The 20,622-nt window shown below is 71.0% G+C and carries 18 protein-coding genes; 15 read left to right on the top strand and 3 right to left on the bottom strand.

Annotated features, from left to right (window positions below; genetic code table 11):
* Positions 1-30: 30 nt before the first annotated feature.
* The 8 genes from ADL29_RS19575 (at position 31) to ADL29_RS19540 (ending at position 11,338) form a co-directional block, all read left to right on the top strand.
* Positions 31-1,488 (top strand): aldehyde dehydrogenase family protein, encoded by a 1,458-nt coding sequence (locus ADL29_RS19575; protein WP_211274353.1) that lies wholly within the window; start codon positions 31-33, stop codon positions 1,486-1,488.
* Positions 1,489-1,888: 400 nt separating this feature from the next.
* Positions 1,889-3,808 carry an acyl-CoA dehydrogenase family protein gene (locus ADL29_RS19570; RefSeq protein WP_053924943.1) on the top strand — a complete coding sequence of 640 codons (1,920 nt, stop codon included), beginning with the start codon at positions 1,889-1,891 and terminating at the stop codon, positions 3,806-3,808.
* A gap of 81 nt (positions 3,809-3,889) precedes the next feature.
* A complete protein-coding gene (gene dxr / locus ADL29_RS19565; RefSeq protein WP_053924970.1) occupies positions 3,890-5,161 on the top strand; it encodes a 1-deoxy-D-xylulose-5-phosphate reductoisomerase in 1,272 nt (423 codons plus the stop codon).
* Positions 5,158-6,459 carry a M50 family metallopeptidase gene (locus ADL29_RS19560; RefSeq protein WP_053924942.1) on the top strand — a complete coding sequence of 434 codons (1,302 nt, stop codon included), beginning with the start codon at positions 5,158-5,160 and terminating at the stop codon, positions 6,457-6,459. Before dxr ends, ADL29_RS19560 begins: the two co-directional genes overlap by 4 nt.
* Positions 6,460-6,652: 193 nt before the next feature.
* On the top strand, positions 6,653-7,810 hold the full coding sequence (gene ispG, locus ADL29_RS19555) for a flavodoxin-dependent (E)-4-hydroxy-3-methylbut-2-enyl-diphosphate synthase (protein ID WP_053924941.1): 1,158 nt from the start codon (positions 6,653-6,655) through the stop codon (positions 7,808-7,810).
* A gap of 211 nt (positions 7,811-8,021) precedes the next feature.
* A complete protein-coding gene (locus ADL29_RS19550) occupies positions 8,022-8,867 on the top strand; it encodes a GNAT family N-acetyltransferase (protein WP_053924940.1) in 846 nt (281 codons plus the stop codon).
* Positions 8,868-8,993: 126 nt separating this feature from the next.
* Complete coding sequence (locus tag ADL29_RS19545; protein ID WP_053924939.1) at positions 8,994-9,530, top strand: GNAT family N-acetyltransferase; 537 nt, start codon at positions 8,994-8,996, stop codon at positions 9,528-9,530.
* Positions 9,531-9,628: 98 nt separating this feature from the next.
* Entirely contained in the window at positions 9,629-11,338 is a 1,710-nt protein-coding gene (locus ADL29_RS19540; RefSeq protein WP_053924938.1) for a proline--tRNA ligase, read from the top strand.
* Positions 11,339-11,495: 157 nt separating this feature from the next.
* Here the strand turns inward: ADL29_RS19540 and ADL29_RS19535 are convergent, their stop codons facing one another.
* From ADL29_RS19535 to ADL29_RS19525, 3 genes are read right to left on the bottom strand one after another with little or no spacing between them, the layout of a single operon-like run.
* Positions 11,496-12,401: an aminoglycoside phosphotransferase family protein gene (locus ADL29_RS19535; protein WP_053924937.1), complete on the bottom strand. Its 906-nt coding sequence runs from the start codon at positions 12,399-12,401 to the stop codon at positions 11,496-11,498.
* Between the two features lie 36 nt (positions 12,402-12,437).
* Positions 12,438-12,908 (bottom strand): ferritin-like domain-containing protein, encoded by a 471-nt coding sequence (locus tag ADL29_RS19530; protein ID WP_053924936.1) that lies wholly within the window; start codon positions 12,906-12,908, stop codon positions 12,438-12,440.
* Positions 12,909-12,933: 25 nt separating this feature from the next.
* Complete coding sequence (locus ADL29_RS19525) at positions 12,934-13,431, bottom strand: hypothetical protein (protein WP_245689532.1); 498 nt, start codon at positions 13,429-13,431, stop codon at positions 12,934-12,936.
* A 118-nt stretch (positions 13,432-13,549) separates the two neighbouring features.
* Here ADL29_RS19525 and rimP point away from each other — a divergent pair, with 118 nt between their 5' ends.
* The 7 genes from rimP to truB all read left to right on the top strand — a co-directional run bounded on the left by rimP (position 13,550) and on the right by truB (position 20,607).
* Complete coding sequence (gene rimP, locus ADL29_RS19520; RefSeq protein ID WP_046925731.1) at positions 13,550-14,047, top strand: ribosome maturation factor RimP; 498 nt, start codon at positions 13,550-13,552, stop codon at positions 14,045-14,047.
* A 2-nt stretch (positions 14,048-14,049) separates the two neighbouring features.
* Entirely contained in the window at positions 14,050-15,042 is a 993-nt protein-coding gene (nusA, locus tag ADL29_RS19515) for a transcription termination factor NusA (protein ID WP_053924934.1), read from the top strand.
* A 129-nt stretch (positions 15,043-15,171) separates the two neighbouring features.
* Positions 15,172-15,450 carry a YlxR family protein gene (locus tag ADL29_RS41240; protein WP_078971137.1) on the top strand — a complete coding sequence of 93 codons (279 nt, stop codon included), beginning with the start codon at positions 15,172-15,174 and terminating at the stop codon, positions 15,448-15,450.
* A 195-nt stretch (positions 15,451-15,645) separates the two neighbouring features.
* Positions 15,646-18,732 carry a translation initiation factor IF-2 gene (gene infB, locus ADL29_RS41235; protein WP_078971136.1) on the top strand — a complete coding sequence of 1,029 codons (3,087 nt, stop codon included), beginning with the start codon at positions 15,646-15,648 and terminating at the stop codon, positions 18,730-18,732.
* A 138-nt stretch (positions 18,733-18,870) separates the two neighbouring features.
* On the top strand, positions 18,871-19,164 hold the full coding sequence (locus ADL29_RS19505) for a DUF503 domain-containing protein (RefSeq protein ID WP_046925729.1): 294 nt from the start codon (positions 18,871-18,873) through the stop codon (positions 19,162-19,164).
* Positions 19,165-19,228: 64 nt separating this feature from the next.
* Complete coding sequence (rbfA, locus tag ADL29_RS19500; RefSeq protein ID WP_046925728.1) at positions 19,229-19,684, top strand: 30S ribosome-binding factor RbfA; 456 nt, start codon at positions 19,229-19,231, stop codon at positions 19,682-19,684.
* A complete protein-coding gene (gene truB / locus ADL29_RS19495) occupies positions 19,681-20,607 on the top strand; it encodes a tRNA pseudouridine(55) synthase TruB (protein ID WP_053924933.1) in 927 nt (308 codons plus the stop codon). Before rbfA ends, truB begins: the two co-directional genes overlap by 4 nt.
* The last annotated feature ends 15 nt before the right edge of the window (positions 20,608-20,622 follow it).

Here is a 20,622-nt window from a genome sequence, read left to right as displayed (position 1 = left end):
CTCCACCACTTGGGAAGGGCCGGGATTACTGTGCCGAACACTGCTGCAGCCCCCACCGCCTTCTGGCTCGCCGGCCGCAGGGCCACCGGCGATGCCACCTTCGATGTCACCTCCCCCTGGGACGGACGTCTTGTCGGCACGGTGAGCGTCCCCACCGAGGCGCAGGTCGAGGAGGCCATCGCCGCCTCCGTCGCCGTCCAGGACGAGCTCGCCGCGACCCCCGCCCATGTGCGGGCCGCCGCCCTCGACCAGGTCGGCCGCCGGCTGGTGGAGCGTACGGAGGAGATCGCCCGGCTGATCTCCGCCGAGAACGGCAAGCCGATGAAGTGGGCGCGCGGCGAGGTGGGCCGGGCGATCTCGGTGTTCCGTTTCGCGGCCGAGGAGGCCCGCCGCTTCAACGGCGGCGAGGCGCAGCGCCTGGACACCGACGCGGGCGGCACCGGCCGTCTCGCGCTGACCCGCCGCTTCCCGCGCGGCACGGTCCTGGGCATCGCCCCGTTCAACTTCCCGCTGAACCTGTGCGCCCACAAGATCGCCCCGGCCATCGCGGCCGGCGTCCCGATCATCCTCAAGCCCGCCCCGGCCACCCCGCTTTCGGGACTCATCATCGGCGAGCTGCTGGAGGGCACCGACCTGCCGGCCGGTTCCTGGTCGATCCTCCCGGTGGGCAACGAGGCGATGCCGGCGCTGGTGCAGGACGAGCGTCTGCCGGTCATCTCCTTCACCGGTTCCGAGAAGGTCGGCTACGACATCCTCGACTCGGTGCCGCGCAAGCACTGCACCCTGGAGCTCGGCGGCAACGGCGCGGCCGTCGTGCTGCCCGACTGGTCCTCCGAGGCGGACCTGGACTGGGCGGCGCAGCGGATCGCCACCTTCTCCAACTACCAGGGCGGCCAGTCCTGCATCTCGGTGCAGCGGGTCATCGCCGACGCCTCCGTCTACGACCGCCTGGTCCCCAAGATCGTCGCGGCCGTCAATGCGCAGGTCACCGGCGACCCCTCCGACGACGCCACCGAGGTCGGCCCGCTGGTCAACGAGGCCGCCGCCCAGCGCGTCGAGTCCTGGGTGGACGAGGCCGTCGAGCGCGGTGCGAAGCTGCTCGCGGGCGGCAAGCGCGACGGCGCCTCCTACGCGCCGACCGTCCTGGCGGACGTGCCCGCCGACGCCACCCTGGCCTGCGAAGAGGTCTTCGGCCCGGTGCTGAGCATCCAGAAGGTCGACGGCGAGGCCGAGGCGTTCGCCGCGGTCAACGCCTCCAAGTACGGTCTGCAGGCCGGTGTCTTCACGCACGACACGCAGACCGCCTTCCGCGCCCACCGCGCCCTGGAGGTCGGCGGCGTGATCATCGGCGATGTGCCGTCCTACCGGGCCGACCAGATGCCGTACGGCGGCGCCAAGCAGTCCGGCGTGGGCCGCGAGGGCGTGCGCTACGCGATGGACGACTACACCTACGAGCGGGTCCTGGTCCTGACCGGACTGGCTCTGTAACGCCGTCACAGCTGTCACAGCTGTGGCAGCCGTAACACTGTCAACACCGTCACACCGGACCGGCCTGGACCGGTGGACAGCGACGGCCATCCCTTGGGCCGTACTGCCGTCCAGGCTCCGGCCGGCGCACCCCCCGGCGCCGGCCCCTGGCCGCGGCGCGCTCCGGCACCCCCGTACCGGAGCGCGCCGCGTCCCCCGTTCGGCCGATAGGACGGACCCCCGCGCGGCCGGCGCCGTCGCCCATACGGCCCATGGCGGATACCGCCCGCCCGCGCACCGCCTTCCTGCGGCACCACTGGTGCAACACCTGCGGATCGGGTAACCCTCACAAGTAGCACTGTCCGGCCGGCCGACCGGCCGTCCGGCGCAGCACTCCCCGACGCGGCGAGGTGAGCTCCTGATGACGGCTCCGTCCATCCGCAAGGTTTCCGAGCGCGAAGCCCGGCAGGTCGCCGAGGCGGCCCGCGAGCAGGACTGGCGCAAGCCCAGCTTCGCCAAGGAACTGTTCCTGGGACGCTTCAGGCTCGACCTCATCCATCCGCACCCCACACCGGCTGCCGACGACGTCCGGCGCGGCGAGAAGTTCCTGGCCACCCTGCGCGAATTCTGCGAGACCAGGATCGACGGCGCCCGCATCGAGCGCGAGGCCAAGATCCCCGACGAGACCCTCAAGGGGCTCAAGGACATCGGCGCGCTCGGCATGAAGATCGACACCAAGTACGGCGGTCTGGGCCTCACCCAGGTCTACTACAACCGGGCCCTCGCCCTGGCCGGCTCCGCCAGCCCCGCCATCGGCGCACTGCTCTCCGCCCACCAGTCCATCGGCGTACCGCAGCCGCTGAAGCTCTTCGGCACCGAGGAGCAGAAGGACGCCTTCCTGCCGCGCTGCGCCCGTACGGACATCTCGGCGTTCCTGCTGACCGAACCGGACGTCGGATCCGACCCGGCCCGGCTGGCCACCGCCGCGGTCCCCGACGGGGACGACTACGTCCTGGACGGCGTCAAGCTGTGGACCACCAACGGCGTCGTCGCCGACCTGCTGGTCGTGATGGCGCGGGTGCCCGCCTCCGAAGGCCACAAGGGCGGCATCACCGCCTTCGTCGTCGAGGCCGACTCGCCCGGGATCACCGTCGAGAACCGCAACGCCTTCATGGGCCTGCGCGGTCTGGAGAACGGCGTCACCCGCTTCCACCGGGTACGGGTCCCGGCCGCCCACCGCATCGGCCCCGAGGGCGCCGGCCTCAAGATCGCCCTGACCACGCTCAACACCGGCCGCCTCTCGCTGCCCGCGATGTGCGTCGGCGTCGGCAAATGGTGCCTGAAGATCGCCCGCGAATGGTCCACGGCCCGCGAGCAGTGGGGCAAGTCGATCGCGAAACACGAGGCCGTCGGCGGCAAGGTGTCCTTCATCGCCGCCACCACCTTCGCCCTCGAGGCCGTCGTCGACCTCTCCTCCCAGATGGCCGACGAGAACCGCAACGACATCCGCATCGAGGCCGCACTCGCCAAGCTCTACGGCTCCGAGATGGGCTGGCTGATGGCCGACGACCTGGTGCAGATCCGCGGCGGCCGCGGCTTCGAGACCGCCGATTCGCTCGCCGCCCGCGGCGAACGCGCCGTCCCCGCCGAACAGACGCTGCGCGATATGCGCATCAACCGGATCTTCGAGGGCTCCACGGAGATCATGCATCTGCTGATCGCCCGCGAGGCCGTCGACGCCCATCTGTCCGTCGCCGGTGACCTCATCGACCCCGAGAAGTCCCTCGCCGAGAAGGGCCGCGCGGCGGCCAGGGCCGGCGGGTTCTACGCCCGCTGGCTGCCCAAGCTCGTCGCCGGACCCGGTCAACTCCCGCGCACCTACGCGGAGTTCGGTGATCTCGCGGGCCATCTGCGGTATGTCGAGCGAGCCTCCCGCAAGCTCGCCCGCTCCACCTTCTACGCGATGTCCCGCTGGCAGGGCCGGATGGAGACCAAACAGGGCTTCCTCGGCCGGATCGTCGACATCGGTGCGGAGCTGTTCGCCATGAGCGCCGCCTGTGTGCGCGCCGAACATCTGCGGCTGACCGGCGAGCACGGCCGCGAGGCCCATCAGCTCGCCGACGTCTTCTGCCGCCAGTCGCGGATCCGCGTCGAGGAGCTGTTCGACCGGCTGTGGGCGAATACCGACGACCTCGACCGCAAGATCGTCTCCGGGGTCCTCGGCGGCAGCTACACCTGGCTGGAGGAGGGCGTGATCGACCCCAGCGGCGACGGCCCCTGGATCGCGGACGCCACCCCCGGCCCCAGCGCCAAGGACAACGTGCGCCGCCCCATCGGCTGAGGTGACGCGCTCGGCCCCTCGTACGGGCGGCCACCGGGTCCCCCGTACGAGGAGCCCCGCCGACCGGCAACAATGGACGGCATGACGGACTCCCACTCCCTCTCCCATCCGCACCTGCGCTTCGAGCCGGCCACCGCCGGTACGGCGGGCCCGCGCGACATCGTGATCCTCGGCTCGACCGGTTCGATCGGCACACAGGCGATCGACATCGTGCTGCGCAACCCCGACCGCTTCCGCGTCACCGCGCTCTCCGCGGCCGGCGGCCGGGTGGACCTGCTCGCCGACCAGGCCCACCAGCTGCGGGTGTCCGCCGTCGCCGTCGCCCGGGAGAACGTCGTCCCCGCGCTGCGCGAGGCCCTGGCGGCGCGCTACGGGGCGGGGGAGCCGCTGCCCGAGATCCTGGCCGGCCCCGACGCCGCCACCGAGCTCGCCGCCTCGCCATGCCACACCGTCCTCAACGGCATCACCGGCTCCATCGGCCTCGCCCCCACCCTCGCCGCCCTGAAGGCCGGCCGGGTGCTCGCCCTGGCCAACAAGGAATCGCTGATCGTCGGCGGCCCGCTGGTCAAGGCCGTCGCCAGGCCCGGCCAGATCGTCCCCGTCGACTCCGAGCACTCCGCGCTCTTCCAGGCGCTGGCCGGCGGCGAGCGCGCCGAGGTCCGCAAGCTGGTCGTCACCGCCTCCGGCGGCCCGTTCCGCGGCCGTACGAAGCGGGAGCTGGCCGGGGTGACACCCGAACAGGCCCTCGCCCACCCCACCTGGTCCATGGGCCCGGTCGTCACCATCAACTCCGCGACCCTGGTCAACAAGGGCCTGGAGGTCATCGAGGCGCATCTGCTCTTCGACGTCCCCTTCGACCGCATCGAGGTCGTGGTCCATCCGCAGTCGTATATCCACTCGATGGTGGAATTCACCGACGGTTCCACCCTCGCCCAGGCCAGCCCGCCCGATATGCGGATGCCGATCGCGCTGGGCCTGGGCTGGCCCGAGCGGGTCCCGGACGCCGCCCCCGGCGTGGACTGGACGAAGGCGCAGACCTGGGAGTTCTTCCCGCTGGACGCGCAGGCCTTCCCGTCCGTCGCGCTCGCCTGCCACGTGGGTGATCTCGGCGGCACCGCGCCCGCCGTCTTCAACGCCGCGAACGAGGAATGCGTGGATGCGTTCCTGACCGGCGGGCTGCCGTTCACAGGGATTGTGGATACGGTCGCGGAAGTGGTCGCCGAGCACGGCACACCCGGCACGGGAACCTCCCTGACCGTGGCGGACGTCTTGCAGGCGGAAACCTGGGCGCGCGCCCGCGCCCGGGAACTGGCCGCCCGTGCGGCACGGACACCTTCGGAGGCTCGCGCATGACGACCTGGATGACCATCCTCGGCATAGTCGTCTTCGTCGTCGGCCTGCTGTTCTCCATCGCCTGGCACGAACTCGGCCATCTCTCCACGGCCAAGATGTTCGGTATCCGGGTGCCGCAGTACATGGTGGGCTTCGGGCCGACGATCTTCTCCCGCAAGAAGGGCGACACCGAGTACGGCATCAAGGCGATCCCGCTCGGCGGCTACATCCGCATGATCGGCATGTTCCCGCCCGGCGACGACGGCAAGCTGCAGGCCCGCTCCACCTCGCCGTTCCGCGGCATGATCGAGGACGCCCGCTCGGCGGCCTTCGAGGAGCTGCAGCCCGGCGACGAGAAGCGGCTCTTCTACACCCGTAAGCCCTGGAAGCGCATCATCGTGATGTTCGCCGGGCCGTTCATGAACCTGATCCTCGCGGTCGTGATCTTCATGAGCGTGCTGATGGGCTTCGGGATCAATACGCAGACGACGCAGGTCGGGTCGGTCTCGGAGTGCGTCATCTCGGCGGCCGCCAAGACCGACAAGTGCCCGGCCGGTGCGAAGGACTCGCCGGCCAAGGCCGCCGGGCTGCGGGCCGGCGACAAGATCGTTTCGTTCAACGGGCACGCCGTACCGGACTGGGACACCCTCCAGGGGCAGATCCGCGACACCACCGGGCCCGCCATCATCGTCGTCGAGCGGCACGGCGCCCGGAAGACCCTGCAGGCCGACCTGATAGAGAACAAGGTCGCCAAGACGGACGGGCACGGCGGCTACGTCCCCGGCGAGTTCGTCACGGCCGGATTCCTCGGCTTCACCCCGGCCAGCGGCGTCGTCCAGCAGTCCTTCGGCCAGTCCGTGGACCGCATGGGCAACATGGTCGAGCAGGGCGTCTCCTCGCTGGTCCACCTGCCCGGCAAGGTCCCGGACCTGTGGGACGCCGCGTTCAACGGCGGCGAGCGCAAGCAGGACTCCCCGATGGGCGTGGTCGGCGCGGCACGGGTCGGCGGCGAGGTCTTCTCCCTGGACATCCCGCCGGAGCAGCGGGTGGCGACCATGCTCTTCCTGGTCGCCGGGTTCAACCTCTCGCTGTTCCTGTTCAACATGCTGCCGCTGCTCCCCCTGGACGGCGGGCATATCGCCGGCGCCGTGTGGGAGGCCGTCCGCCGCGCCTTCGCCAAGGTCTGCCGGCGGCCCGACCCCGGCCCCTTCGACGTGGCCAAGCTGATGCCGGTCGCCTACGTCGTCGCCGGGATCTTCATCTGCTTCACGCTGCTGGTGCTGGTGGCCGACGTGGTGAATCCGGTGAAGCTGACCTGACAGCCCTTTTCTGGCCGGAAAGCGGGTTTGGACGGCGGCCGGGCACCACCATGGCGTTTGGGGGTGCCCGGCCGTTCTCTTTCGAGGGGCCCCAGGGGAGCGATGTGCCTACCGCAACCTTGGTGACGTAATCTCGGATGCCGGAGCCCGCCGAATTCGGGACCTTGATCCACACCTTGGGGTTGCTCGCCAGATGACTGCCATTTCACTGGGAATGCCGGACGTACCGACCAAGCTCGCCGACCGCCGGGTCAGCCGCAAGATCCAGGTCGGTACGGTCGCCGTCGGTGGAGACGCACCGGTCTCGGTGCAGTCGATGACGACCACGCGTACCTCCGACATCGGCGCCACGCTCCAGCAGATCGCCGAGCTGACCGCCTCCGGCTGCCAGATCGTCCGGGTCGCCTGCCCCACCCAGGACGACGCCGACGCCCTGCCGGTCATCGCGAAGAAGTCGCAGATCCCGGTCATTGCGGACATCCACTTCCAGCCGAAGTACGTCTTCGCCGCCATCGACGCCGGCTGTGCGGCCGTCCGCGTCAACCCCGGCAACATCAAGCAGTTCGACGACAAGGTCAAGGAGATCGCCAAGGCGGCCTCCGAAGCCGGTACGCCGATCCGTATCGGCGTCAACGCCGGATCGCTGGACCGGCGCCTGCTGCAGAAGTACGGCAAGGCCACCCCCGAGGCGCTGGTCGAGTCCGCGCTGTGGGAGGCCTCGCTCTTCGAGGAGCACGGCTTCCGCGACATCAAGATCTCGGTCAAGCACAACGACCCGGTCGTGATGGTCAACGCCTACCGCCAGCTCGCCGCCCAGTGCGACTACCCGCTGCACCTCGGCGTCACCGAGGCCGGCCCCGCGTTCCAGGGCACCATCAAGTCCGCGGTCGCCTTCGGCGCGCTGCTCAGCGAGGGCATCGGCGACACGATCCGGGTGTCGCTGTCCGCGCCGCCCGCCGAGGAGGTCAAGGTCGGGATCTCCATCCTGGAGTCGCTGAACCTGCGGCAGCGCCGGCTGGAGATCGTCTCCTGCCCCTCCTGCGGACGCGCCCAGGTCGATGTCTACAAGCTCGCCGACGAGGTCACCGCGGGCCTGGAGGGCATGGAGGTGCCGCTGCGCGTCGCCGTCATGGGCTGTGTCGTCAACGGTCCGGGCGAGGCCCGCGAGGCCGACCTGGGTGTCGCCTCCGGCAACGGCAAGGGCCAGATCTTCGTGAAGGGCGAGGTCATCAAGACCGTGCCCGAGTCGAAGATCGTCGAGACGCTGATCGAAGAGGCGCTGAAGATCGCGGCGCAGATGGAGGCCGACGGCGTCGCCTCCGGCGAGCCGACCGTGGCCATCGCCGGCTGATCCGCCGGCCCGCTGCCACCGGGCAGCCGAGCCCCGCAGCCCCCTCCGGGCCGCGGGGCTCTCGTGTGTCCGCGGTCCCGGTGCGCCCGCGGCCTGCGCTTCCGTGGGCCGTCCCGCAGCGGGCAGGCTGCTTCCCGGCGGGTGGAGGTAAAGTGCCAAGACCTGCTCCCGCCTGGCCTCCCAGGCCCGTAACGGTGAGGCTTTCCGACACGTGCTGACGACCACCACCATCAAGGTCCTCGAGCCCGGGGAGCTCGAGGACGCCCTCGCGGTCCTGGACCGCGATCCGGTCGCCAATGCCTTCGTCGCCGCCCGCGTCCGGATCGCCGGGCTCGACCCCTGGCGGCTCGGCGGCGAGATGTGGGGCTGGTACGTCGGCGGGCGGCTGGAGTCGCTGTGTTACGCCGGGGCCAATCTCGTGCCGGTGTGCGCCACCTCGGAGGCCGTGCACGGCTTCGCCGAGCGGGCGCGCCGGCAGGGGCGGCGGTGCTCCTCGATCGTCGGGCCCGCGGAGCCCACCGCCGAGCTGTGGTCGCTGCTGGAGCCGCACTGGGGCCCGGCCAGGGACGTGCGCGCGCACCAGCCGCTGATGGTCACCTCGTCGCCGTCCGCCGAGATCGCACCCGACCCCTACGTCCGGCGGATCCGCAAGAACGAGATGGACGTGATCATGCCGGCGTGCGTGGCCATGTTCACCGAAGAGGTCGGCATCTCACCGATGGCCGGCGACGGCGGGCTGCTCTACCAGGCGCGGGTCGCCGAGCTCGTCGGAGCCGGCCGGTCCTTCGCCCGGGTCGAGAACGGCCGGGTCGTCTTCAAGGCCGAGATCGGCGCCGCCACCCCCCGGGCCTGCCAGATCCAAGGGGTCTGGGTCGATCCCGCCTACCGGGGCAAGGGGCTGTCGGAGACCGGGATGGCGGCGGTGCTGCGGTATGCGCTGAGCGATGTGGCGCCCGTGGTGAGCCTGTACGTGAACGACTTCAACACCGCGGCGCGGGCCTCGTACCGGCGGGTGGGCTTCGAGGAAGTCGGCGCGTTCATGAGCGTGCTGTTCTGACCACGGGTGCGGTTCCGCGGGGCGCCGGCCGGGGTTCCGCGCGGTGCCCGTCGGCCGTGCCGCTGTGGTACGTCATGTTCTGGCTAGTCGTGTTTTTCCGGGGCGCCGCCTTGTACGCTCCGGATCATGGATGATGTCGCGGTCGGCCCTCTCGATCTCGCCGCCCGCGTGGACGACGCGCTCGCGGTGCAGGCGCTCGCGTTCGGGCTGAGCGACGACGAGGTCGCGGTGCGGCGGCATATCGTGCTGCGCCACCTCGGATGCCGGGGAGCGCGCGCCCTGGGGGCCACCACGCCCACGGGACGGCTCATCGGGTTCGTGTACGGGATGCCGAACGACCGCGCACACTGGTGGTCGACCGTTGTCGAGCCGTATCTGCGCAGCGCTCACCTCGATCACTGGCTGGACGATTCCTTCGTCATCACGGAACTGCATGTGCATCCCGCCTACCAGGGCCGCGGGATCGGCCGGACGCTGATCACCCGGATCACGGACGAGGCGCAGGAACCGCGGTCGATTCTGTCCGCGATCGACGTCGAGAGCCCGGCCCGGGCGCTGTACCGGTCGCTGGGGTACCGCGACATCGCGCGGCGGGTGCTGTTCCCGAGCGCGCCGACCCCGTATGCCGTGATGGGGGCGCCGCTGCCGCTCATACGGCCCTGAGCGGTGGCGGGAGGCCGTCGGGTGTAACGCATTTCCTTGGTTCACACCCCTGCGGCTAACCTCCTGGGAGTCACCTTTCTTACGCAGGAGAAACTCCCATGGCCAACGCCGCACAGGTTCAGCGCATGTCCCGCTTGATGATCAAGACATTGCGCGAGGACCCGGCCGACGCCGAGACCGCCAGCCACAAGCTGCTCGTCCGCGCCGGGTACGTCCGCCGCTCCTCCGCCGGCATCTGGACGTGGCTGCCGCTGGGCATGAAGGTCCTGGAGAACGTCTCCCGCGTCGTCCGCGAGGAGATGGACGCCATCGGCGGCCAGGAGGTTCTGCTCCCGGCCCTGCTGCCCAAGGAGCCCTACGAGACCAGCGGCCGCTGGGAGGAGTACGGCGACCTCCTCTTCCGCCTCAAGGACCGCAAGGGCGCCGACTACCTCCTCGGCCCCACCCACGAGGAGATCTTCACCCTCACGGTCAAGGACCAGTGCACGTCCTACAAGGACCTGCCGGTGATCCTCTACCAGATCCAGATCAAGTACCGCGACGAGGCCCGCCCGCGCTCCGGCGTGCTGCGCGGCCGCGAGTTCCACATGAAGGACTCGTACAGCTTCGACACCACGGACGAGGGTCTGGCGCAGTCCTATGCGCTGCACCGGCAGGCCTACCAGCGGATCTTCGAGCGGCTGGGGCTGGACTACCGCATCGTCTCGGCCGTCTCCGGCGCGATGGGCGGCTCCGCCTCCGAGGAGTTCCTGGCGCCCGCGGCGGCCGGTGAGGACACCTTCGTGGACTGCCCGGCGTGTGACTACGCGGCCAACACGGAGGCCGTGACGGTCAAGGTCGAGCCGGTCGACGGCGCGGGCCACGGGCCCGTCGAGGAGCTGGACACCCCCGACACCCCGACCATCGAGACGCTCGCCGAGTTCCTGGGCGTTCCGGCTTCCGCAACGCTGAAGAACCTGCTGGTCAAGGTCGACGGCGAGATCGTCGCGGTGGGCGTGCCCGGCGACCGCGAGGTGGACATGGGCAAGCTCGGTGAGCACCTCGCCCCGGCCACCGTCGAGCTGGTCACCGCCGAGGACTTCGTGGACCATCCCGAGCTGGTCCGCGGCTACGTAGGCCCGCAGGGCCTGGCGGGCAAGGCGTTCAAGTACATCGCCGACCCCCGCGTCGCCTCCGGCACGGCCTGGGTCACCGGCGCCAACAAGGAAGGCAAGCACGCCCGCAACGTCGTCGCGGGCCGGGACTTCGAGGTCGACCAGTACCTCGATGTGGTCGTCGTGGAGCCGGGGGACCCGTGCCCGAAGTGCGGTACGGGGCTGAAGATCGACCGCGCCATCGAGATCGGGCACATCTTCCAGCTCGGCCGCAAGTACGCGGACGCCTTCGAGCTCGACGTCCTCGGCCAGAACGGCAAGCCGGAGCGGGTCACCATGGGCTCGTACGGCATCGGGGTCTCCCGTGCGGTGGCCGCGCTCGCCGAGCAGACGCACGACGAGAAGGGCCTGTGCTGGCCGCGGGAGATCGCGCCGGCCGATGTGCACGTCGTCGCGGCGGGCAAGGCCAAGCAGACGGAGCTGGCGCTGTCGGTGGGGGAGCAGCTCGGTGCCGCGGGGCTGCGCGTTCTCGTCGACGACCGGGCGGGGGTTTCGCCGGGCGTGAAGTTCACCGACGCGGAGCTGCTCGGGGTGCCGACCATCGTCGTCGCCGGTCGGCGTGCCGGTGAGGGCATCGTCGAGGTCAAGGACCGACGGACCGGTGAGCGCGAGGAGCTGACGGTTGAGGAGGCCGTTGCTCGCCTCAGTGCCTGACGCATCGGCATGAGCTTGTAGTCGGCTGCGGCGGTTTCGGCGGTTTTCTTCGCCGGGGCGCCGTAGCCGTCTTTTTGTGCGTGGGGTGCGCCTCCGGACACCCCGGTACGGCCCCTCCGGTACGCAGGCGGCCGCCGGTCCGGTGGGGGCTGACGTCCTACAGCCAGGCGGCGAATTCCAGAAGGAGTTCGCCGTGGCGGCGGTCGCCTGCTGCCGATTCCCGGATGCCTGCGTCGACGGCGCGGTACAGCGTCCAGGCCCGCAGGCGGTCCCGGTCCACCTCCAGGGAGTCGGCCAGTTTGGCGACCCTGCGCCGGGCCACCGTGGCTGCGCCGGAGCCCGCCATCAGGTCTTCGAAACGGTCCAGGACGAGCGCCGCCAGGTCGTAGGCGCGCTCGCCGACCACAGGGGTCGGGCCGATGGCCAGCCACGGCGTCCGGTCGCCCGCCAGCACCTTGCCCTGCCGGAACGCCCCGTGCAGGAGGAAGTGTTCGTCGGAGGTGGCGGGGAGGGATTCGCGCAGTTCCTGCGCCTCGTCGATCAGGGGAGCGGCCGTCGGGACGAGGGGGCCGGCCCAGCGGAGGGACTCCACGGCCTCCTTCGTGCGGCCTGCCAGTGTGTCGAAGGGGTGCTGGGGGTCCGGCTGCACCCAGAGACGGCGGACCGTTCCGGCTGCTTCCAGGAAGGCCTTGGCCTCGGGCAACGAGCGCAGCGATACCGCGCCGTGCAGGCGTTCCAGGAGGAGCGCTCCGGTGGTGCCGTCGGTGCGCAGGAGACGTACGGCGCCCCAGCCGTCCCATATTTCGAGGGCCTCGGCCTCGTGCAGGTGGCCGGGGGCGGGGAACTTCAGTGCCGCGGGGGTGCCGTCCTTCTGCCGTACGAGGGCCAGCAGGCTGCTGCGGCCGCCGGGGGCGTGCACCCGTTCCAGCGTCAGATCCCAGGTTTCCAGCTGCTGCTGAACGAGCGTGGGGAGTGCGGCAAGCCACTTGCCTGCGGGGCTTTCCGGGTCGCCGCTCAGCGAACTCACCAACCGCTGGGGCGGTTCGATGGGTGCTGTTGCCATGCCTGAGCTGTCCTTTTCCTGGGGTGGTGCGGCCGTTCAGAGCGCGTTGGAGGGTGCGCCGGGGGAATTCGGCGGCGGGTCGGCCGTGGTCCGTTCCGCGAGCCCAGGGAAGGCTACGCCGCTGCCGCGCCAGCTCACCGCCCGTACCGCCGCCTCGCGCAGTGCGGCCGCCGCGTCCAGGCGGCGGGACTTCTCCGAGACCCGTACGAGATCGGCGTAGACGGCCGCCAGGCGGTCCTCCAGTTCCGCCGCCAGGCGGGCGGCGGCCGCCGCGTCCGGGACCGGGAAGGGCAGCTCGTAGGCGGCTGCTGCGGCCGGCGGGCGGCCGCCCAGGTCCCGTACGGTGCGGTGCAGGGCATCGCGGCGTGCGCGGTGGGCGTCGTACGCGGCCTGGGCGTCCTTGCGCCGGTCAGGGGAGATCCGGGCGCCGACCACGCCGTAGCCGTACACGGCGGCGTATTCGGCGGCCAGGGCCGCCTCGGCCGCCGGCAGTTCCTCGTCCTTCATCGGGCGCACGCCCTCTCGTGGTTGCTCATGCCTTCGTCAGCAGATACGCGTGCGCCGCGCCCGCTGCGGCCACCGAGGCGAGCAGGCGGGCCAGCTCCGGTGGGGCGGTGGTCAGGGCCGTGGTGCGCTTGTCGGCCAGTTTGCGTTCGGAGTCGGCCAGCTGGGCGCGGGCCGTCCGCTCGTCCTTGGGAACCTGGGGGCGGGGGTGCCCGGCGGAGGAGGGGTGCGACACGCCGAACGCTTCGGCGTGGCGGGCCACTTCGGTGCGCAAAGGGCGCAGGGCGGGCTCCAGGGTCGGGTGGGCGGCCAGGGTTGCGTCGTACCGGGCCAGCAGCGCCGTGCTGTCGCGGGCGGCGCCGCGGCGCAGGCGGGCGGCGGCCGAGGAGTGTCCGTCCCGTTCGGGGGCGGGGTCCTCGGAACAGCCGGTGAGCAGGGCCGCGCCCCCGAGGGCGGCGCCGGCCAGCAAGGTCCTTCTGCGCGTGAGCGCCACGTTCCACTTCCCGGGGTCTTCCGTAGTGATCACCGCAGGCGAGAGTATCCGTCACCGCCCACCGAATCGTCAGTACCCCGCCGGAACCGATAGGCTTTGACCCGACACGCGACCTACCCACAACAGCACACGCGGCCGAGGAGTCACCCGGATGAGCACCACCCAGAGCGAGAGGCTGCGCGGACTGCTTGAACCGCTCGTCGCCGCGCGAGACCTGGATCTGGAAGAGATCGAGGTGACCCCAGCAGGCAGGCGGCGGGTGCTGAGGATCGTGGTCGATTCCGATGACGGCGTCCAGTTGGACGACTGCGCGGCGCTCAGCCGCGATGTCTCCCAGGCACTGGACGAGTCGGATGCGATGGGCGGCGCCCCGTACACCCTCGAGGTGACCTCTCCCGGCGCCGACCGGCCGCTGACCGAGCTGCGGCACTACCGCCGCGCCACCGGGCGGCTGATCAAGGCCCAGCTGCACGAGGGCGGGGAGCTGATCGCACGGATCATGGCCGTGGACGAGACCGGGCTCGATCTCGAGGTGCCGGGGGTCAAGGGGCGCAAGCCGACCGAGCGGCGGGTTGCGTTCGACGAGATCGCCAAGGCCCGGGTCGAGCTGGAGTTCAGCCGTAAGGACGAGAAGAAGGAGGAGGCGTAGCCGTGGACATCGACATGAGTGCCCTGCGGGGTCTGGTGCGGGAGAAGGAGATCTCGTTCGACCTGCTGGTCGAGGCGATCGAGTCGGCCCTCCTCATCGCATACCACCGCACCGAGGGCAGCCGCCGGCGCGCCCGGGTGGAGCTGGACCGCAGCACCGGACATGTGACGGTGTGGGCGAAGGAGGACCCGGAGGACCTGGAGGAGGGTGCCGAGCCGCGCGAGTTCGACGACACCCCCTCGGGCTTCGGACGGATCGCGGCGACCACCGCCAAGCAGGTCATCCTGCAGCGGCTGCGGGACGCCGAGGAGGAGATCACCTTCGGCGAGTACGCCGGACGCGAGGGTGATGTCGTCATGGGCGTGGTGCAGCAGGGCAAGGACCCGAAGAACGTACTGGTGGACATCGGCCGGCTCGAGGCCATTCTGCCGGTGCAGGAGCAGGTTCCCGGCGAGGACTACGCGCACGGCACGCGGCTGCGGTCGTATGTCGTGCGGGTGGTGAAGGGTGTGCGGGGGCCGTCGGTGACGCTGTCGCGGACCCATCCGAACCTGGTGAAGAAGCTGTTCGCGATGGAGGTCCCGGAGATCGCGGACGGGTCGGTGGAGATCGCCGCCATCGCGCGGGAGGCCGGGCACCGGACGAAGATCGCGGTGCGGTCGACACGGTCCGGGCTCAACGCCAAGGGCGCGTGCATCGGGCCGATGGGCGGGCGGGTGCGGGCCGTCATGGCGGAGCTGCACGGCGAGAAGATCGACATCGTGGACTGGTCGGACGATCCGGCCGACCTGGTCGCCAATGCGCTGTCGCCGGCGCGGGTGAGCAAGGTCGAGGTCGTGGACCTGGCGGCGCGGTCGGCGCGGGTCACCGTGCCCGACTACCAGCTGTCACTGGCCATCGGCAAGGAAGGGCAGAATGCCCGGCTCGCCGCCCGGCTGACCGGGTGGCGGATCGACATCCGGCCCGACACGGAGCAGCACGCTCCGCAGGGGTGAAGCGGTAACCGTCCGCTGACGCCGCGGCTCCCTCCTGGGGGTGTCGCGGCGGACGGCGGGAATTTTTGATCAGACGTTCGGTCTTTACCCCATCGGGGTGAGGTCGGTACGGGGAGGTAGACTTAAGCAGTGTCTGGCCGGACGCATGCCTGCGCATGCCCTGAGCGCACGTGTCTGGGTTGCCGGGAGCGAGCGGCCAAGGGCGATTTGCTGCGCATCGTGGCGATCGAGGGTGAGTGCGCCCCCGATCAGCGCGGTACGCTGCCCGGCCGGGGTGCATATGTGCACCCCACACTGGTCTGTCTCGATCTGGCGGTCCGCCGCCGGGCGTTTTCCCGGGCTTTTCGGGGACCGGGGCCGTTCGACACGACGGTATTGCGTCGGGTCATCGAGCGGGGTGCGTCGTGAGCAGCCCGCTCTCGGCAAGAGCGCACAGCAGTAAAAGCACAGGCAAGAACGCACAGCGCACGGAAAACCGTGCGGTCAGGTACCTCGCGAGTCGGAAGTAGGTCGAGATTGCGATGAGCACTCGATGAGTACGCGATGAGTACGCCCATGAAGTAGCGACGGTCCGGTGGACAACCCGGACCTAGAAGGAGCGAAGTGGCTAAGGTCCGGGTATACGAACTCGCCAAGGAGTTCGGTGTTGAGAGCAAGGTCGTCATGGCCAAGCTCCAAGAACTTGGTGAATTCGTCCGTTCGGCGTCCTCGACGATCGAGGCGCCGGTTGTTCGCAAGCTGACCGACGCATTCCAGGCAGGCAGCGGCAGCGGCCGCGCCGCCGGGAAGCCCGCGGCACCGCGCAAGTCGGCCCCCGCGAAGCCGTCGGCGCCCTCTCCGGCGCAGGCGGCGCGTCCCGCTGCGCCGAAGCCGGGCGCCCCCAAGCCGGGCCCTGCGGCTCCGGCTCCGGCCGCCCCTGAGGCGCCGGTGACCCCTGTAGCACCCAAGAGCACGCCCGCCGCCGGCCCCACCCCGGGCCCGCGTCCGACGCCGGCCCCCAAGGCTCCGGCGCCCAAGCCCGCTCCGGCCGCCCCCGCGCAGCCCGAGTTCACGGCACCGCCGGCCGCGCCCGCGCCCGGCCCGTCGGCCCCCCGTCCCGGTGGCGCCCCGCGCCCCGGCTCCCGTCCCGGCCCCGGCCAGGGCGGCCAGGGCCGCAGCGGCGCCCCGCGTCCGGGTGGCGAGCGTCAGGGCCCCCGTCCGGGTGCCCGTCCGTCCGGCCCCCGTCCGGGCAACAACCCCTTCACCTCCGGTGGCTCCACGGGCATGGCCCGTCCGCAGGCCCCCCGTCCCGGTGGCGCCCCGCGTCCCGGTGGCCAGGGCGGTCCCGGCGGCCCGCGTCCGCAGGGCGGCGGCCAGGGTGGTCCCCGTCCCCAGGGCCAGGGCGGCGCACGTCCGACCCCCGGTGGCATGCCCCGTCCGCAGGGTGCGGCTCCCGGCGGTGGCGCCGGTCCGCGTCCCGGTGGCGGCGGTAACCGTCCGAACCCGGGCATGATGCCGCAGCGTCCTGCTGCCGGCCCGCGTCCGGGCCCCGGTGGCGGCGGCGGTCGCGGTCCCGGCGGTGCCGGTCGTCCCGGTGGTGCCGGTCGTCCCGGTGGTGGCGGCGGTTTCGCCGGTCGTCCCGGTGGTGGCGGCGGCGGTCGTCCGGGTGGCGGCGGCGGTTTCGCCGGTCGTCCCGGTGGCGGCGGTCCCGGTGGTGGCGGCGGCTTCGGCGGCGGTCGTCCCGGCTTCGCCGGTCGTCCCGGCGGCCCCGGTGGCCGTGGTGGCACGCAGGGTGCGTTCGGCCGTCCCGGCGGTCCGGCGCGTCGTGGCCGCAAGTCGAAGCGCCAGAGGCGTCAGGAGTACGAGGCCATGCAGGCCCCGTCGGTCGGCGGCATCATGCTGCCGCGCGGCAACGGTGCGACGGTTCGCCTGTCGCGCGGTGCCTCGCTGACGGACTTCGCGGAGAAGATCAACGCCAACCCGGCGTCCCTGGTCCAGGTCATGCTGAACCTCGGCGAGATGGTCACCGCGACCCAGTCGGTCTCCGACGAGACGCTGCAGCTGCTCGCCGACGAGATGAACTACGTCGTCGAGATCGTCAGCCCGGAGGAGGAGGACCGCGAGCTGCTCGAGTCCTTCGACATCGAGTTCGGCGAGAACGAGGGCGGCGAGGAGATGCTCGTCTCCCGTCCGCCGGTGGTGACCGTCATGGGTCACGTCGACCACGGTAAGACCCGACTGCTGGACGCGATCCGCAAGACCAACGTGGTCGCGGGCGAGGCCGGCGGCATCACGCAGCACATCGGTGCGTACCAGGTCACGACCCAGGTCAACGACGAAGACCGCGCGATCACCTTCATCGACACCCCCGGTCACGAGGCGTTCACCGCCATGCGTGCCCGTGGTGCCAAGTCGACCGACATCGCGATCCTCGTGGTGGCGGCCAACGACGGTGTCATGCCGCAGACGATCGAGGCTCTGAACCACGCCAAGGCGGCCGACGTGCCGATCGTGGTCGCGGTCAACAAGATCGACGTCGAGGGTGCCGACCCGACCAAGGTGCGCGGTCAGCTGACCGAGTACGGCCTGGTGGCCGAGGAGTACGGCGGCGACACCATGTTCGTCGACATCTCCGCCCGCCAGGGCACCAACATCGAGGAGCTGCTCGAGGCCGTCGTCCTCACCGCGGACGCCTCGCTCGACCTGCGCGCCAACGCGGAGCAGGACGCGCAGGGCATCGCGATCGAGGCCCACCTCGACCGCGGCCGCGGCGCCGTGGCGACCGTCCTGGTCCAGCGCGGCACGCTGCGCGTCGGCGAGACGATGGTCGTCGGCGACGCGTACGGCCGGGTCCGGGCGATGCTCGACGACAAGGGCAACCACGTCGAGGAAGCGGGTCCCTCGACCCCCGTCCTGGTCCTGGGTCTGACCAACGTCCCGGGCGCCGGCGACAACTTCCTGGTGGTCGACGAGGACCGTACGGCCCGTCAGATCGCCGAGAAGCGCGCCGCGCGCGAGCGGAACGCCGCCTTCGCCAAGCGCACCCGCCGGGTCTCCATGGAGGACCTGGACAAGGTGCTCAAGGCCGGCGAGATCCAGCAGCTCAACCTCATCATCAAGGGCGATGCGTCCGGTTCGGTGGAGGCTCTCGAGTCCTCGCTGCTCCAGCTCGATGTGGGCGAGGAGGTCGACATCCGCGTGCTGCACCGCGGCGTGGGTGCGGTCACCGAGTCCGACATCAACCTGGCGACCGGCTCCGACGCGATCGTGATCGGCTTCAACGTGCGCGCCGAAGGCCGCGCCACGCAGCTGGCCGAGCGCGAGGGCGTCGACGTCCGCTACTACTCGGTCATCTACCAGGCGATCGAGGAGATCGAGGCGGCGCTCAAGGGCCTGCTCAAGCCGGAGTACGAAGAGGTCGAGCTCGGTACGGCGGAGATCCGCGAGGTCTTCAAGTCGTCCAAGCTGGGCAACATCGCGGGTGTGCTCATCCGCTCCGGCGAGGTCAAGCGGAACACCAAGGCGCGCCTCATCCGCGACGGCAAGGTGGTCGCGGAGGACCTCAACATCCAGGGTCTGCGTCGCTTCAAGGACGACGTCACCGAGATTCGCGAAGGTTTCGAGGGCGGTATCAACCTCGGCAACTACAACGACATCAAGGTCGACGACGTCATCGCGACGTACGAGATGCGGGAGAAGCCGCGCGGCTGATCGCGTAGCAAGCGTCAGGGGCCGGTCGGCGGAGGAAATCCGTCGATCGGCCCCGGCCGTTGCGTGTACGGTTCGGATGACCCACGGTTCGGATGATCCGTATGCCTAAGGCCCCACAGGTGGCTTGACCTGTCTTGCATGTACGTAGGGACGCTGTCCTTTGACCTGCTTCTCGGCGACGTCCGGTCGCTGAAGGAGAAGCGCTCCGTCGTCCGCCCGATCGTCGCCGAGCTGCACCGCAAGTTCGCGGTGAGCGTCGCGGAGGTCGGGGACCAGGATCTGCACCGCAGGGCCCTGATCGGCCTGGCGGTGGTGTCCGGGGACGCCGGGCATCTCACCGAAATCATGGACCGCTGCGAGCGCCTGGTCGCCGCGCGGCCCGAAGTGGAGCTGCTGTCGGTACGCCGGCGGCTGCACGGCGACGACGACTGACCCCGACCGGGCACGCCGCCGCCGGTGGAAGCACAATTGTGGAAGACAAGAAGGAGACGGACCAGTGGCCGACAATGCGCGGGCGAAGAAGCTGGCGGACCTCATCCGGGAGGTGGTCGCCCAGAAGCTGCAGCGCGGAATCAAGGACCCGCGGCTCGGTACGCACGTGACCATCACGGACACCCGGGTCACCGGCGACCTGCGGGAGGCGACGGTCTTCTACACGGTCTACGGAGACGACGAGGACCGCGCCAGCGCGGCCGCGGGCCTGGAGAGCGCCAAGGGCATCCTGCGCTCCGCGGTCGGCGCGGCGGCCGGCACGAAGTTCACGCCGACCCTGGCGTTCGTGCCGGACGCCCTGCCGGAGACGGCCCGCACGATCGACGACCTGCTCGACAAGGCGCGGGCCTCGGACGCCAAGGTCCGCGAGGTGTCCTCGGGCGCCCAGTACGCCGGCGACGCCGACCCGTACCGCAAGCCGGGCGAGGACGAGGACGACGAGGGCCGAGCGGCAGAATGAAGCGTGAGAGCAACAAGCCGGGCGGCCTCGTCATCGTCGACAAGCCGGCCGGTTTCACTTCGCACGACGTCGTGGCGAAGATGCGCGGTATGGCCCGCACCCGCCGGGTCGGGCATGCCGGCACGCTCGACCCGATGGCCACGGGCGTGCTCGTCCTCGGCATCGAGCGGGCCACCAAGCTGCTCGGTCATCTGGCGCTGACGGAGAAGGAGTACGTCGGCACCATCCGGCTCGGCCAGACGACGGTCACCGACGACGCCGAGGGCGAGATCACCGCGTCGAAGGCGGCGCACGGCATCTCCCGGGAGGACATCGACGCGGGCGTCGCGGAGCTGTCCGGGGCGATCATGCAGGTCCCGTCGAAGGTCAGCGCCATCAAGATCGACGGTAAGCGGTCGTACTCGCGGGTGCGCGACGGGGAGGACGTGGAGATTCCGGCCCGGCCGGTGACCGTCTCCTCGTTCGTGGTCTATTCCGTGACCGAGACGGAGGCGGAGGACGGCACCCCGGTGACCGATCTGCTGGTCTCCGTCGAGTGCTCGTCCGGTACGTACATCCGCGCGCTCGCCCGCGACCTGGGCGCCGGGCTCGGCGTCGGCGGGCATCTGACGGCCCTGCGCCGCACCCGGGTGGGCCCGTACAAGCTGGACCGGGCGCGCACGCTCGAGCAGCTGCAGGCCGCGGTGGACGACACCGAGGGCCCGGGGCTGCCGGTCATGCCGATCGGGGAGGCGGCGGCCGCGGCGTTCACCCGCTGGGATGTCGCCGAGCCGCAGGCGCGGCTGCTGATGAACGGCGCGCGGATCCCGATCCCGCGGTTCGAGGCCGGCGGTCCGGTGGCGGCGTTCGGACCGGACGGCACCTTCCTGGCGCTGGTGGAGAACCAGGGCGGGAAGGCGAAGAGCCTGGCGGTCTTCGGCTGAGACCGCGGGTGCCGG

Origin of the sequence: Streptomyces chattanoogensis, assembly GCF_001294335.1 — a bacterium.
Classification (GTDB): domain Bacteria; phylum Actinomycetota; class Actinomycetes; order Streptomycetales; family Streptomycetaceae; genus Streptomyces; species Streptomyces chattanoogensis.
The sequence above is the reverse complement of the archived record's forward strand: the minus strand, read 5'-3'. Positions and strand labels throughout refer to the sequence as shown.